Source organism: Blastococcus sp. SYSU DS0753, assembly GCF_054051175.1.
In genome coordinates, this window is the sequence record NZ_JBJHAT010000010.1 from 40,357 (window position 1) to 54,573 (window position 14,217).

General features: G+C 74.2%; 14 protein-coding genes. 7 read left to right on the plus strand and 7 right to left on the minus strand.

From position 1 onward, the window contains the following. Window positions 1-328 precede the first annotated feature (328 nt). Window positions 329-1,636 (plus strand): heparin lyase I family protein, encoded by a 1,308-nt coding sequence (locus ACI799_RS10170; protein ID WP_456613004.1) that lies wholly within the window; start codon window positions 329-331, stop codon window positions 1,634-1,636. Between the two features lie 109 nt (window positions 1,637-1,745). Here ACI799_RS10170 and ACI799_RS10175 read toward each other — a convergent pair whose 3' ends face one another. Genes ACI799_RS10175 through ACI799_RS10190 form a run of 4 tightly spaced genes read right to left on the minus strand, consistent with a single transcriptional unit; the run spans window position 1,746 to window position 5,207 of the window. Beyond that, window positions 1,746-2,408, minus strand: coding sequence for an SGNH/GDSL hydrolase family protein (locus ACI799_RS10175; protein ID WP_456613005.1), 663 nt, complete (start codon window positions 2,406-2,408; stop codon window positions 1,746-1,748). Between the two features lie 34 nt (window positions 2,409-2,442). Further along, entirely contained in the window at window positions 2,443-3,360 is a 918-nt protein-coding gene (locus ACI799_RS10180) for an AEC family transporter (RefSeq protein WP_456599161.1), read from the minus strand. 27 nt (window positions 3,361-3,387) lie between these two features. Continuing rightward, the gene (locus ACI799_RS10185) at window positions 3,388-4,788 is read right to left on the minus strand and encodes an alpha/beta fold hydrolase (protein ID WP_456613006.1); all 1,401 of its coding nucleotides are present in this window, start codon (window positions 4,786-4,788) and stop codon (window positions 3,388-3,390) included. After that, window positions 4,785-5,207, minus strand: coding sequence for a hypothetical protein (locus tag ACI799_RS10190; RefSeq protein ID WP_456588972.1), 423 nt, complete (start codon window positions 5,205-5,207; stop codon window positions 4,785-4,787). The genes ACI799_RS10185 and ACI799_RS10190 overlap by 4 nt, the downstream gene beginning before the upstream one ends. 132 nt (window positions 5,208-5,339) lie before the next feature. Between ACI799_RS10190 and ACI799_RS10195 the strand changes: the two genes are divergently transcribed. Then, window positions 5,340-5,756 (plus strand): PaaI family thioesterase, encoded by a 417-nt coding sequence (locus tag ACI799_RS10195; protein WP_456588971.1) that lies wholly within the window; start codon window positions 5,340-5,342, stop codon window positions 5,754-5,756. A 6-nt stretch (window positions 5,757-5,762) separates the two neighbouring features. Here ACI799_RS10195 and ACI799_RS10200 read toward each other — a convergent pair whose 3' ends face one another. Further along, window positions 5,763-7,055 (minus strand): hydroxyacid-oxoacid transhydrogenase, encoded by a 1,293-nt coding sequence (locus tag ACI799_RS10200; protein ID WP_456588970.1) that lies wholly within the window; start codon window positions 7,053-7,055, stop codon window positions 5,763-5,765. Window positions 7,056-7,194: 139 nt separating this feature from the next. Here ACI799_RS10200 and ACI799_RS10205 point away from each other — a divergent pair, with 139 nt between their 5' ends. The 4 genes from ACI799_RS10205 (at window position 7,195) to ACI799_RS10220 (ending at window position 11,465) form a co-directional block, all read left to right on the plus strand. Next, window positions 7,195-8,163, plus strand: coding sequence for a cyclase family protein (locus ACI799_RS10205; RefSeq protein ID WP_456588969.1), 969 nt, complete (start codon window positions 7,195-7,197; stop codon window positions 8,161-8,163). 10 nt (window positions 8,164-8,173) lie between these two features. Continuing rightward, window positions 8,174-9,823, plus strand: a complete 1,650-nt coding sequence (locus ACI799_RS10210) for an AMP-binding protein (RefSeq protein ID WP_456588968.1) — start codon at window positions 8,174-8,176, stop codon at window positions 9,821-9,823. A gap of 369 nt (window positions 9,824-10,192) precedes the next feature. Then, window positions 10,193-11,275, plus strand: a complete 1,083-nt coding sequence (locus tag ACI799_RS10215) for a hypothetical protein (RefSeq protein WP_456613007.1) — start codon at window positions 10,193-10,195, stop codon at window positions 11,273-11,275. Window positions 11,276-11,318: 43 nt separating this feature from the next. After that, entirely contained in the window at window positions 11,319-11,465 is a 147-nt protein-coding gene (locus ACI799_RS10220; RefSeq protein ID WP_456588966.1) for a hypothetical protein, read from the plus strand. Here ACI799_RS10220 and ACI799_RS10225 read toward each other — a convergent pair. Further along, entirely contained in the window at window positions 11,462-12,496 is a 1,035-nt protein-coding gene (locus ACI799_RS10225; RefSeq protein ID WP_456613008.1) for an ion channel, read from the minus strand. The two genes, ACI799_RS10220 and ACI799_RS10225, sit on opposite strands and share 4 nt — an antisense overlap. Window positions 12,497-12,660: 164 nt before the next feature. Here ACI799_RS10225 and ACI799_RS10230 point away from each other — a divergent pair, with 164 nt between their 5' ends. Beyond that, the gene (locus ACI799_RS10230) at window positions 12,661-13,848 is read left to right on the plus strand and encodes an acyl-CoA dehydrogenase family protein (protein ID WP_456588964.1); all 1,188 of its coding nucleotides are present in this window, start codon (window positions 12,661-12,663) and stop codon (window positions 13,846-13,848) included. A gap of 42 nt (window positions 13,849-13,890) precedes the next feature. On the opposite strand, the gene ACI799_RS10235 is transcribed toward ACI799_RS10230, so the two are convergent. Continuing rightward, complete coding sequence (locus tag ACI799_RS10235) at window positions 13,891-14,151, minus strand: hypothetical protein (protein ID WP_456588963.1); 261 nt, start codon at window positions 14,149-14,151, stop codon at window positions 13,891-13,893. Between the last annotated feature and the right edge of the window lie 66 nt (window positions 14,152-14,217).

Consider the following 14,217-nt stretch of genomic DNA (forward strand, 5'->3'; position numbering starts at 1 on the left):
ATGGGTGTAGGCGCCTCGGCGTCAGCGGTGCGCCACACCGGCGCCGCGGCCGGAAGGCGACCGGCGCGCCTCTGCACCGCCGCCTTCATGACGTGGCGTAATTGATGCGTGACAGAACGTTCAGCCGCCGTCGGTTCGACCGGTGGTGTCACCGCCGCAGCCCCGGACGCGGCGTCCGAGCGGCATCTGCAGCGCCTGCCCGGCTCCCCTCGAGGGCCGGTCTCGTGCTCGCCGTCGCCACCGCCGTCCTGACCGATGCCGGCGGCGGCGTCCATGCCGCCGACCGCCTCGTCCAGACCCCGCTCGACCTGATCTGAGGACCGACGCCATGAACAAGCGCAACCTGGCCGTCCTGGCGGCCCTGACCCTGATCGGCGGCGCCGGACTCGCCGACGCCGTCCTGGCAGCCCCTCGGCCCGTCACATCGCACACGCAGGCCGCCGCCGTGCTGCTCGCCCCGGCCGATCTCACCGGCGAGGCCGTCGATCAGCGGGCTTCGCTGGACTGGACGGGGGTGCCCGGGGCCCGCGACTACCTCGTCATCGACGTCACCTCCGGCGCCGCCGGTCGCATCGTGGGCTCCACCGGCGCCACCGCCTGGACGTCGCCCCGGCTGCCGCTGTCCACCCCGCGGTACGCCTTCGTGGTCGTGCCGCGGGACCACGCCAAGGTGCAGGGTGAGCGGACGGAGCCGGTGCACATCTACCCCGGCGGCCAGCCGGCCGAGCCGACCACCCCGGCCGAGGCGGCCCCGGTCACCACGACGCCCCCGCCCGAGCCCACCACCACCGAGCCGCCGGCGCCGTCCACGGAGCCCACCACGCCCCCGACGACCACGACGCCGACGACCACGACGCCCCCGCCCGCGACCGACCCCGAGCCCGAGCCCGAGTCCGAGCTGCCCGCCGTCCAGCCCACGCGGGTCTGGGGCTACGACGCCACGACGCTGGTCCCCGGCCCCTGGCCCGAGATCCACGCCCTCCGGTCGGACCAGTACGGCACCACCACGGCCAACCCGTACCCCGGCTCGGAGCGCACCGCCTTCTTCACCGTGCAGCGCGGCGACACCGGCTGGAACGGCACGCACGGCACCCTCCGCTCCGAGGTCCGCGACTCGATCGCCGCCTCCGGCGACGTCCGGCCCGGCGACGAGCAGTGGTGGGCCTGGTCCACGTTCTTCCCGGCCGACTTCGACTGGGACGAGCGCGGCCAGTTCCTGATCTACACGCAGTGGCACCAGACGGTGAACTCCGGCAACCCCAACGTGCACTTCTGGTCGGACGTGAACGAGAACCTCATGGTCGACGTCCGGGGTGGCACGGGCGGCAGGACCGCCGGCGACGCGCAGTACGTCCGGACCTTCAACCTCGGCACGATCGACAAGGGCGCCTGGAACGACCACACCGTCCGGTTCATCTGGTCCCCCGACCCGGCGAAGGGCCTCATCGAGGTCTGGCACCAGGGCGAGAAGGTCCTGTCCGAGCGGGTCGCCAACCTGTACGAGGGGCAGTCCGTCTACATCAAGCAGGGCATCTACTCGGCGGCCGGGACCTACCGGACGCACTACCTCCAGCACTCCCCGATCGGCTTCGGCCCGACGCGCGAGTCCGTCGCGTCACTGAACGCGATGGACTGACCTGCTCGGCTCGCCGGGTCCGGCGAGCAGGCCCGACCGTCATGGGGTCGCTGCCCGCAGTCCGGAGCTCTCCGGACTGCGGGCAGCGCGCGGCCCCTGCGGTCGGCGTCTAGGTCACGGCCTCCGCCACCAGGTCGGCCAGGGCGCGGGCCCCCGCCTCCGTCGGATGGACCCCGTCCCGGGTCAGGTCGCGGTCACCCAGCACGCCGGCGAAGTCCACCAGCTCGACGCCCGTCCTGTCCGCCAGCCGGCGGACCGCGGCGTTCAGGGCCGTGGCGTCCGTGTCCGTCCACGGCTGCACCGTCGCCAGCAGCACCGTGCCCGCGGCCTCCTGCCCCAGCCGGACCGCCCGGCGCAGGTTCGCCACCGTCTCCCTCGTCGGCACCCCGAGGCGGAGGTCGTTCGTGCCGGCCTGGATGACCAGGACATCGACCCGGGGCGCGTCGGCCTCCAGACGCCCCAGCACCTCCGCCGCCGTCTCCCCGGCCACGGCCGCGTTCGCGCCGTCGGTGAACTCGTCGGAGCAGACGAGGTGGGAGTACCAGGAGCGGCCGCCGTGGAAGCCGAACCGGGGCTCGCTGTCCGCGCGGCTGATCGAGTCCCCGTACACCGCCAGCGACCGGCTCCCCTCGTCGCCCACCCACGTGACGCACTGCGCGTGCACGGCGCCCCGGGCGACGACCCGCGTCGGGCTGCCCGGGATCAGGACCGACAGGACCAGGGCGAGCCCGACGATCCCGCCGGTGATCGCGATCGTGCGCCGCCGCGACATGCCTCAGGACGCTAGCGGACCGCACGCCTCCTCCTCAGCCCGCGACCAGCAACCACAGCGGCACGGTCCCGAGCGCGGCCGTCGTCGCCAGGGAGATGTGCGCGGAGACGAACCCGCCGTTGCCGCCCATGCGGGCCGTCAGCACGTAGGACGCCGTGGCAGGCGGCACGACGGCGAACGCGAGGACGACGGCGCGCTGGTCGCCCTCGATGCCCAGGAGCGCCACGAGGGCCAGCGCCGCCGCGGGCACCGCGAGCAGCTTGACCGCCGTCAGGTAGCCGGAGAGCGCCCACTCCCGGCGGGCCAGCTCGCCGATCCGCAGCGCCGCACCCACCGTCAGCAGCCCCATGGGCACGGCCGCGGCGGCGATCCGGCCGAGCGTGGCGTCGACCGGTTCCGGCAGCACCAGGCCGGCGGCGTTGCCGGCGAGCCCGGCGACGGTCGCCACGATCAGCGGGTTGCGGACGACGGCCCCGAGCACGCCGAGAACGGCGCCGCGTCCGCTCGCCGCAGTGGTGCCTCCCGCGAGCGCCAGCACCGCGAGGACGTTGACCGCGGGCACGGTGACGCCCAGCAGGACGCCCATCAGCGCGAGCGCGGCCGGCCCGCGGTCGTCGACGAGGGCCAGCGCCAGGAAGGAGTTGAAGCGGAACGCCGTCTGCCACCCCGAGGCCGCGGTCACCCGGTCGATGCCCGGGAACCACCGCACGAGCGCGCCGAGCAGCGCGCCCGCCGCGATCGCCCCCACCGCCGCCAGCAGGGCCACCCCCGTACCGGCCGCGGCGACGTCGGCGGCGAGCGTGGTGCGGAGCAGCAGGGCCGGGAACAGCACGAAGTACACGAGGCGCTCGAGCTCCGCCCAGAATCCCGGGGACCGCCAGGCCCAGCGGCGCAGCACCAGCCCCAGGACGATGAGGGAGAACTCCGGCAGCACCACCGCCGCCCCCTGCACCACGGCAGACTAGCCAGCGCGGCCACGTCACCTCCGGCCGATCTCGTAGACGTGCGCGACGACCGACGCCGGCTCGCCGGGCGGCACCAGGAAGGGCGCGGCGGCGGCGCGGAACGCGGCCAGCGACGGGTCCTCCCCGGCATCGACCGCCCGGGCGGCGGGCCGGTACGCGGCCCCGATGGCGTGGTTGTCCGCGACGCTGCCGTGCTGCGCCGCGAAGGTCACGGTGGTGACGTTCGGGCTGTCGTCGTTGGCGCGGCTGTCCAGCTGCGGGACGAGGTCGTGGCGGTTCTCCAGCGCGAGGAGCTGCACCTCCGGCGGGACGTCGACGCGGGCGACGGGTGCCCCGACGGTGACCACGGCGCGCACGTCGAACCCGAAGCCCGGGCCGCCGGCGTCCGCGGCCGCCTGCGCGGCCACCATCCCGCCCTGGCTGTGCCCGACCAGCAGCACGGGGTCCGACGGCTCCGCACCGGCCCGGTGGAGCGCCTCGGCGATCCCCGCCTGGCGAGTCGTCGTGTCACCGCCGAGCACCCGGAGACTGGTCCCGAGGTCGTGGGTCCGCGGGTGGACCGTGCCCGACGGCGCGTTCCAGACGCCGGTGCCGGGGATGTCGACGACGTAGGCGGTGCCACCGTCGGCGCGGGTGAGCACCCGGACGGCGATCGTGTCGCGCGCCGGGCCGGACTTCCGTGCCCGGACCTCGAGCGCGCCCAGCAGGTCGTCGATCCCGCGGGGTGGCGCGGTCGCGGGACCGCTGACGTCGTCGGGCAGCCGCGTGACCACCGGGGCCCCGTCGGGCCAGAGCCGTCCGAGCCGGCGGGCCGCGGCGCCGACGTCCTCACCGCCGAGCCAGCGGCCGGTGGGGCCGACCGCGAGACCGCCGGCCATGGTGGCCGCACCGGGCAGCGCGCCCATCGCGTCGTCGACCAGCCCCGGGCGGTCGGTCAGCCAGCGCTCGGGGTCGGCGAGCAGCGCGGTGACGTCGGCGGCCGCGCCGGTCGGGTCGCTGACGGCCCGCCCGGCAGTGCCCAGGACGAGGGCCGCCGTCGTGACCGGCCAGAGGCAGCCGGCCGCCCACTCCAGGTCGTCGGCCAGCTCGGCGAGCGCGCGGTCGGCCGCCTCGTAGGCCGCGGCCGCGTCCTCCAGCGCGACGGCCCGCGCCGCGAACCGCACCGCGAGCGCGGTCAGTCCGCGCGGACCGTCCAGCGCCTCCAGCAGGGCGGCACCCACCCGCGCCACGCCCGCAGGGTCCAGGAGCGCGGAGGCCAGCAGGTCGGGGTCGGCGAGCACCAGGTGGCACGCCGCGCTGGTGCGGGCGAGCAGTTCGGCCAGGCCCGCGCTGCTCCGTCCCAGGGTGACGAGGTCGGCGAGCTCCGCCTCGACGCCGCCGGCCCCGCCGCTGACCGAGAGCTCGGGGGCGGTCACCACAGGCCCGCGCCGCTCAGCCGGGCCGGCACCGCGCGCCAGGCGTCGGCACCCGCCTCGGGGAGTTCGCCCAGAACCTCACCCACCTGCTCGAGCGCGTTCTCCCCGCGGGCGGCCCGCTCGGCCAGCCACGACCGGACCGCCCGCTCCGCCCGGGCGATCGCGGCGAGCCGGGCGCGCACCTCGTCGGCGTGCCGGCGCAGCAGCTCCGCGGCCCGCTCGATCGCCTCGGCCGCGGCGTCGACGTCCGCGCAGTCCCGCGCCTGCTGGCGCCGGTACGCCGTGGCGGCGTCGGACACCCACTGGGCCCGCCGGCCGTCGCGCCGGTGCTCCTCCCCCGCTTCCCGCACCTCCCGCGCACGCCGCACGAGCTCGGCCGCCAGCGCGTCGAGCGCCTCGGGGTCCCCGTACCGGATCACCGCCGCTCCTCCCCTGGTCCCGCGATCGAGGCGGAGACGTCGAGGCGGAGGCTAGGAGCGCGGGCGCACCCCGCGACGGGCTCCGGTCGGGCCTGTGGGAAGCCACCGGGGCTGTTGATGGATGCTGACCGGGTGACCGGCGAACCCGTTACCGACGCCCACGTGCAGGCCGTCCTGGACATCCCGCTCCACCGGTTCCTCGGGGTGGAGCTGCGCGACGCCGGGAACCCGGCGGCCGGCATCCGCTTCCCGGTGGGCCCCGCCGCGCAGAACCCGGCGGGGCTGCTGCACGGCGGCGTCGTCTACGCCCTCCTCGACGTCGCCTCGTTCCTGGCGCTGCTGCCCTCCCTCGGCGACGGCGAGCACGCGGTCACCCACGACGTCTCCGCCTCGCTGCTGCGACCGGTGGCCGCCGACTCCACCGTGGAGGTGACGGCGACCGTGCTGCGCCGCGGCCGGGCGGTCGCGTTCATGCGGGCGGAGGCCACCGTGGACGGCGTCCTCGTGGCGACCGGTCAGGTCACCAAGACCGTCGTCCCCCCTCGCTGAGGGGCCTCACCACAGCGAGAGCGACCGCCGGAAGATGCCGGCGAGGTCGTCCTCGGTGACGGCGCGCGGGCAGGTGGCCAGCAGCCGCTGCTGCTTCATCGCGCCGTCGACGAGGTCGGGGATGTCCGACTCGCCGAAGCCGACGGCACCCACCCCGTTGGGGATGTCGATGTCGCGCATCAGGTCGGCGAGCACGGTGGGCAGGAACTCCGCCAGGTCCGCGGGGCGGTCGGCACCCGGCGCCAGCAGCTCGGCCGCCCGGACGTGCCGCTCCGGGGACGCCTCGAAGGTGAACCGGAAGGCCTCCGGCGCGGTGAGGGCGACCGACATCCCGTGCGGGACCATCGCCTCGTCGCCCGGGTAGTCCTTGGGGTGGAAGTCCTTCACCTGCCCGGCGATGGGATAGGCATTGGCGTGCGGGATGTGCACGCCGGCGTTGCCGAAGCCCATGCCGGCGAAGGTGGCCGCGATCGCCATGTCCGACCGCGCCTGGACGTCGTCCCCGTTGCGGACGGCGGTGCGGAAGGACCCGGCGAGCAGGGTGAGCGCCTTCTCCGACCACATGTCCGAGATCGGGTTGGAGCCGCAGTAGGGCACCCGCTCCTCGGGGGACTTGTGCTCGTAGGTGGTGTACCAGCGGGCGGTGTAGCTCTCCAGCGCGTGGCAGAGGATGTCCATGCCCGACGCCGCGGTCACGCCGGAGGGCTGGCTGCGGGTGAGGTCGGGGTCGATGACGGCCAGGGTGGGGCGCAGCCGGGCGTGGCTGATGCCGGTCTTCACCCGGGCCGAGATCACATCCATCACGCAGATCGTCGTGCTCTCCGACCCGGTGCCCGTCGTCGTCGGGACGGCGACCAGCGGCTTGAGCGGCTCCGACGGCGCCTGCCCCTTGCCGACCGGGACGTTGACGTAGTCCATCAGCTCACCGGGGTTGGTGGTGAGCAGGTTGATCGCCTTGGCCGTGTCGATGCTCGACCCGCCACCGACGGCGACGAACGCGTCCCAGGGACCCGACGACCGGGCCTCGTCGATGGCAGCGACCAGGCTCTGGTCGGTCGGCTCGACGTGGACGCCGTCGAACACCCGCGCCTCGATGCCGAACTGCGCCATCTGGTCGGCCACCCGCTGCGGGTGCCCGGTGGCCGCGACCCCCGGGTCGGTCACGACGAGGACCCGCCGCACGCCGTACCGGCTGAGGTCGAAGCCGATCTCGTCGGAGGCGCCGTTGCCGAACTTCAGCTGCGGGGCCCCGTAGGTGAAGACGGACTCGGGGTTGCCGGGCACGGTGCTGGTGGTCAAGGGGGCTCCCTGCGGCTCGGTCGGCGTCGGTTGCACCGAATGTTGCACGCCGGTTGTGGTCGGCACCACAGCGGCGAATAGTCCAGGTCACCGCCCCGCCCGTCGACGGACGGGCCCCTCGACCAGCCCGGAGGCCTCTGTGACCGACACCCCCGCGACCGCGCCCTACCTCGGTGAGCTCCTCAAGGACGCGCCCACCAACTGGGGCAAGTGGGGGCCCGACGACGAGGTCGGCGCGCTGAACTACCTCGGTCCCGAGCAGGTGCTCGCCGCGGTCAAGCTCGTGCGCTCGGGCAAGGTCTTCACGCTGCAGCGCCTCATCGGTGACCCCAAGGGCGACCCGGTGTGGCCCGGCCGCACCCCCGCCGTGCGCACCCAGGTGCTGGACGAGAGCGACTGGGACGAGGGGGGCAAGGGCGCCCAGTACCCCGGCGGCCTGCACTACGCCGACGACAAGATCGACGCCTACCTCCAGGGCTCCACCCAGTACGACGCCCTCGGCCACCTCTGGTACGACGGGAAGATCTACAACGGCTACGACGCCCGGACCACGGTCGGCGGGCTGGAGAAGGCCAGCGTCGCGCCGATCGCCGAGCGCGGCGTCGTCGGCCGTGCCGTGCTCCTGGACATGGCGCGCTTCCGCGGCAAGCCCACCCTCGACAAGGGCGAGACCTTCACCCACGAGGACCTCGTCGCCTGCGCCGAGGCGCAGGGCACGCCCATCCAGAAGCGCGACATCCTCGTCATCCGCACCAACTTCCTGCAGCTCTTCCACGAGCAGGGCGAGGCCTTCTACGAGGGCTTCAACGAGCCGGGGCTGGTCTACTCCCCCGAGCTGGTGCGGTGGTTCCAGGACATGGAGATCCCCAACCTGGTCACCGACACGATCGCCAACGAGGTCACCTTCGACCCCAACAACGGCGTCGCCCTGGTGCTGCACAACGCGCTGATGCGCAACCTCGGGGTCACCCTCACCGAGATCGCCGACCTCGAGAAGCTGGCCGCCGACTGCGCCGAGGACGGGCAGTACGCGTTCCTGTACGTCGCCGCCCCGCTGAAGGTCGCGAAGGCGGCCGGCACCCCCGTCAACCCCGTCGTCATCAAGTGAGGCCGCGGTCGTGACCGGCTACGACGACCGGCCCTGGCTGGCGCTCTACGGCGACCAGCCGGCCGACTACCCGATCGAGTACGACACCGCCCTGGACATGTTCCGGGCCGGGGTCGAGCGGGACCCGCTGGGCGTCGCGCTGCGGTACTTCGACGGGACGATCACCCGCCGGGAGCTCGACGAGCTCAGCGACGCGCTCGCCGTCGGCCTGCTCGAGCGCGGGTTCGGGCCGGGCGACCGGCTGGCGGTCTACCTGCAGAACGTGCCGCAGTTCGTGATCGCCATGGTCGCCGCCTGGAAGGCCGGCGGGATCATGGTGTCGATCAACCCGATGAGCCGGGCCCGCGAGCTCTCCTACCTGCTCGCGGACTCCGGGGCCACGGTGCTGCTGGCCCTGGAGACGCTCTACGACGAGGTCGCGCGCGAGGTCGTGCCGGACACCGACGTCCGCCTCGTCCTCACCACGAGCGAACTGGAGTTCCAGACGCGGGACGACGAGCGGCTCTTCGCCGGCATCAGCCGGCAGCGGCACGAGGGGACGACGGACTTCGCCGAGTTCGTCGCCGTCCACCGCGGCCGGGTGCCACCGCCGGTCGGCCTGCGCTCCGACGACGTGGCGTTCCTGACCTACACCTCGGGGACCACCGGCGTGCCCAAGGGCGCGATGAACACCCACCGGAACGTGGTCTTCACGGCACAGGTCTACCGCGACTGGGTGCACGCCGGCCGGGACGGCGCGATCTTCGGCGTCGCCCCGCTGTTCCACATCACCGGGCTGATCGGGCACATCGCGGTCAGCCTGTTGGTGCCGGCGCCGCTGGTGCTGGCCTACCGGTTCGAGCCCCAGGTCGTGCTCGACGCCTTCGCCGAGCACCGCCCGGCGTTCACCATCGGGGCGATCACCGCGTTCAGCGCACTGCTCAACGCCCCGGGGTTCACGCGTGACCACTTCGACTCGTTCACCTCGATCTACTCCGGCGGTGCGGCCATCTCGCCGACCGCCGAGCAGAACTTCCTGGCCGCCACCGGTAAGCAGGTGCACAACGCCTACGGCCTGACCGAGACGACCTCGCCGATGACGGTGACGCCGTTCGGGTCGCCGTCGCCGGTGGACCCGGTCTCGGGTGCGCTGTCGGTCGGTGTCCCCGCTCCGAACACGGTGGTGCGCATCCAGGACGACGACGGCCGCGACCTGCCCCTGGGCGAGATCGGCGAGATCGTCGCCGAGGGGCCGCAGGTCGTGGCCGGCTACTGGGGCAAGCCGGAGGAGACGGCGGCCGGCCTGCCCGGCGGTGCGCTCAAGAGCGGCGACGTCGGCTTCATGAACGACGAGGGCTGGGTGTTCATCGTCGACCGCAAGAAGGACATGATCAACGCCTCGGGCTACAAGGTGTGGCCGCGGGAGGTCGAGGACGTGCTGGCCGAGCACCCCGCCGTCCGCGAGTCGGCGGTGGTCGGCGTGCCCGACGAGAAGCGCGGCGAGACCGTGAAGGCGTTCGTCAGCCTCAAGCCAGGGGCGAGCACGACGTCGGAGGAGCTGATCGCGCACTGCAAGGAGCGCATGGCCGCCTACAAGTACCCGCGCAGCGTGGAGCTGGTCGACGAGCTGCCCAAGACGGTGACCGGCAAGATCCTGCGCCGGGAACTGCGGGGTCGGTGACGCCTCCGAGAAACGAGGGCGGTGCCGTTTCGGAAGCCCTCCCGGATCGCCCACCGGACGGCTAGCGTCCAGCTGCTCCTTCCCGGCCGTTCCCCCGGCTCGTCGATCCTGGCGGTGATGACGATGACCACCCCGCCCCAGCCCCCCGCCGGGGATGTCCCGGTCCCGGGGGTGGATGCCGCGGCACCCACCTCGGGCGCCCCCGGGGTGCGGCGGCCTTCGCCGGTCCCCCGGGATCCCTCGGCCGTCCGGCACGCGGCGCCGGCACGCGGGCGCTTCGTGCCGAGGCGGGCGACGGCTCCGACCTCGCCATCGACCCGCCGCGCCGCGGAGGCGGCGGCCCTCCGCCGGTTGCGTGCCCTGGGCGTGGTGACGGGCGGGCTCGGGTCCGCCGCGCTGGTCGCGCTGAGCGGGGCCGGCCTGCCCGCGGCCGGGTCCGCCGGCCTGCAGGTGGCGGCGGACGACCGGGCGGAGACGCGGATCTGGCTGCTCCCCCCTGAGGGAGGCAGCGGCATGGGGCCGCTGGTGATCCCGACCATCGGCGCTCTCCCACCCGGCGACGAGGACTGGTTCCTGCCCGGTGCTCCCACCGCCGGCGTTCCCCGCCCCGTACCGCCGGACCCCGGGGACGCGGGAGGGCGGCCCGCGCCGCCGTCTCCGTCGCCGTCGCCGACCCAGACGCCGGAGCGATCCCACGACGACCCGGGCGAGCCGCTCGACGAGGAACCCGCCGGCGACCCGGTCCCCGCCGCCGTCGAGGCCACACCCTCCCCCGGCCCCACATCAGCTCCGTCCGCGTCCCCGGACCCGGCGTCCTCGCCACCGCTGCCCGCCCCGGCACCCCTGACCACCCCGGCATCGCCGGCGGTGCCGCCACCCGGCGAGCCGCCCACCGAGCCCCCCGCACCGCCGTCCACCGAGCCACCACCCACCGAGACGCCCGAGCCACCACCCACGGAACCGCAGCCCACCGAGGCCCCCGAGCCACCACCCACCGAGACCCCCGAGCCACCACCCACCGAGACCCCCGAGCCGGCCGTGGTCCTCGTGCCCGGTGCGCCGCTGGAGGTGCGGGATCCCGCGACGAGCGACCTGGTCCTCACCGTCACGGTGGAGGAGGTGCTGCCCGGCGTGAGCTGCGCCGACGCCGCCGTCGTCCCCAGCAACGGGTCGCTGGTCGCGGTCCGGATCACGGTGACCACCGGCGCCGACCTCTCCGCGTTGGGGAGCGAGCGCAGCGTGGCGGCCGGGGACTTCCGCCTGGTCGGGGACGACGGCACGGTCGTCGCCGGCGGCTCCCCGGCCGGGGTGTGCGACACCGGCGCGGCGCCCTTCCCGGCGGCTCCGCTCGGACCGACCCAGGAGCTCACCGGCACGGTGGTGCTGGACGTGCCCGGGCTGTCGGGGACCGTGCTCTACCGCCCGGGGTGGCTGGCCCCCGGAGACGAGTGACGACCGGGGGGCGGCGGGCGCCGCACTGCGGCAGGGTGGGGGCATGACGACGGAGCACGAGACGCCGCAGCCCCGCGACATCGCCCTGGAGCAGGAGTCGCCCGAGATGGCGGCATCCCTGGAGGAGCAGAGCGCGCCCCGCGAGGCCCCGCAGGGCGACGAGGGCGACGTCGAGGGCCACCCCTCCTAGGTGCGCCGGACGGCGGTCAGCTGCCGGGCCGGGATGCGGCCGGCCGCGACGTAGTACAGCGTCGTCCCCACCGCGAGCGGGGTGTCCCAGGGCGGGCTCACCGCGAGCCCGTCGGGGCCGCGCACCGCCAGCACGGTCGCCCCGAAGGCCTCGCCGAAGTGCCGCTGGCACTCGCCGAACGTCGCGTGCGGGAAGCCGGCCGGCACCGTCAGCGAGTAGGTGTTCCGCCCGCCGTGGGTCATCAGCTCGCTGTAGACCTGGGTGATGCCAGGGTCGTTGGCCTCCTCGGTGAGCAGGGACGGCATGTGCCACTGGACGCCCTGCACGCCGGCGCTGACGTAGCGCAGCGTGTCTCGCCGCTCGAGGTCGCGCAGCGCCGCGACGAGGTGGCCCCCGGGGTGGGCGTGCTCGGCGGCCACCACGACGGCGAGCGTCTCGTTGTCATCCCGCACGTCGACGACCACCGTCCGGGCCCGCGGCACGCACGCCCGATGCATGACGTCCTCGTGGGTGAGGTCGCCGCGGACGAAGTGCACCGCCGGCTGGTCGGGCATGGGGTTCTCCATGACGTCCTCCCAGGCGCACAGCGCGACCTGGGTCCGCCCCTCGGCGGTCAGCTCGGCGACGATCCGCTCGGTGCGCCCGGGCCAGTAGCCCAGCAGCACCACGTGGTCGGACAGGTCCAGGGGAACCACACCTCTCAGACGGCGGCCCCGCAACGACTGCAGGGCCTCGGACAGCCGGGTGAACAACAGGGTCAGGGTGACGATGCCGCCCACGATCACGTAGGCGCCGATGACCCGGCCGACGACGGAGCTGGGGAAGACGTCGCCGTAGCCCACGGTCGCGGCGGTGACGAGGAAGTACCACCAGTAGGTGCCCGGCGCGGTGATGTCGCTGCCCACGGGCTCGACCAGCGCCATCGCCAGCCAGCTGGAGAGGAAGACGAACACCGCGACCGCCAGCGGCAGCCGCCAGCCGGTCAGGCGCAGCCGGACGAACCGCGTGAAGCGGTGGAGGATGAACGGCAACGGAGCTCCAGGGGCAGGGACCGGGACGACGCAAGCTACCGCGGCGCGCCCCGGGCAGTGCCGCACCGACCACGCGCCGCGACCAGCGCGATCAGCAGCCGCGCCGCCCCGGCGACGCACCGGACGACGGGCAGCATGCACCTGTTCGTCGTACGTTCGGGACCGTGACCGTCGACAGCCCTGACTTCTACGCCATCGATGACCTCCTCGAGCCGGAGGAGATCGAGATCCGCGACCGGGTCCGGGCCTTCTGCGACGCAGAGGTCACCCCGCACATCAACGACTACTGGGAACGCGCGGAGTTCCCCTTCGAGATGGCGCAGAAGCTCGCCGGGCTCGGCGTCGTCGGCGGCACCATCGAGGGCTACGGCTGCCCCGGCATGAGCAACGTCGCCGCGGGCCTGGTCGCCGCGGAGCTGGCGCGCGCCGACGGCAGCATCGGCACCTTCAACGGCGTGCACAGCTTCCTGGCGATGCAGTCGATCGCCGTCCTCGGCGACGAGGAGCAGCGCGAGCGCTGGCTGCCCGAGATGGTGCGCCTCGAGAAGATCGGGGCGTTCGGCCTGACCGAGCCCAAGCACGGCTCCGACGCCGTGGGCCTGGAGACCTCGGCCCGCCGTGACGGTGACGCCTTCGTGCTCAACGGGCAGAAGAAGTGGATCGGCAACGGCACGATCGCCGACTACGTGATCATCTGGGCACGCGGCGAGGACGGGAAGGTCGGCGGTTACGTCGTCGAGAAGGGCACGCCGGGCTACGAGGCGACGGTGATGACCGGCAAGACAGCGCTGCGCGCGGTGTGGCAGGCCGAGATCACCCTCACCGACGTCCGGGTTCCGGTCGAGAACAAGCTGGCCAACTGCCACTCGTTCAAGGACGTCTCCTCGATGCTCGACCGGACCCGCTACACGGTCGCCTGGCGGGCGCTCGGCCTGGCGACGGCGTCCTACGAGCTGGCCCTCGCCCACGCCCTGCAGCGCGAGCAGTTCGGGCAGCCCATCGCCGGCTTCCAGCTGGTGCAGGACAAGCTCGCCCGCATGCTGGCCGAGATCACGTCGATGCAGCTGATGTGCTGGCGGCTGTCGAAGCTCGCCGACGCCGGCCGGATGACGGCCGCCATGGCGTCGCTGGCGAAGATGAACCACGCGGCCAAGGCCCGGGCGATCGTCGCCGACGCGCGGGACATCCTCGGCGGTGACGGGATCCTGCTCGACCACCACGTCGCCCGTCACCACGCCGACATGGAGGCGATCTTCACCTTCGAGGGCACCGACTCGGTGCAGGCGCTGATCGTCGGCCGGGCGATCACCGGGCTGTCGGCGATCAGCGGCCGGAAGCCCGAGCAGCGCTGAGCCGGTCGGCCGGCTCCGGCCGGCCGACCAGGGGGCCCGGGGTCAGCGGGCGGTGGTCAGCCGGCTGTCGACGGCGGTGAGGCGCGCGCACTCCGGGCAGCCGGTGCGGCCCACGCCGACGCGCTGCCACTTCTGCGTGCCCCAGACCTGGACGATGGCCCCGCAGACGGCCAGCTCCACCTCGCCGTCGAGCTCGGCCGGCGGGCGGTGGGCCTCCACGGCGTGCCACGGGTAGCTCGGTTCGGTGCGCGGCCCGCCGGACCAGCGGTCGGGACGGGCGAAACCCACGGCGTACGTGCTCACCTGCAACCAGTGCCCCACGTCACGGCCGGTCAATCACCACGATCGGGCGAAAGCGGCTCCCCGCCG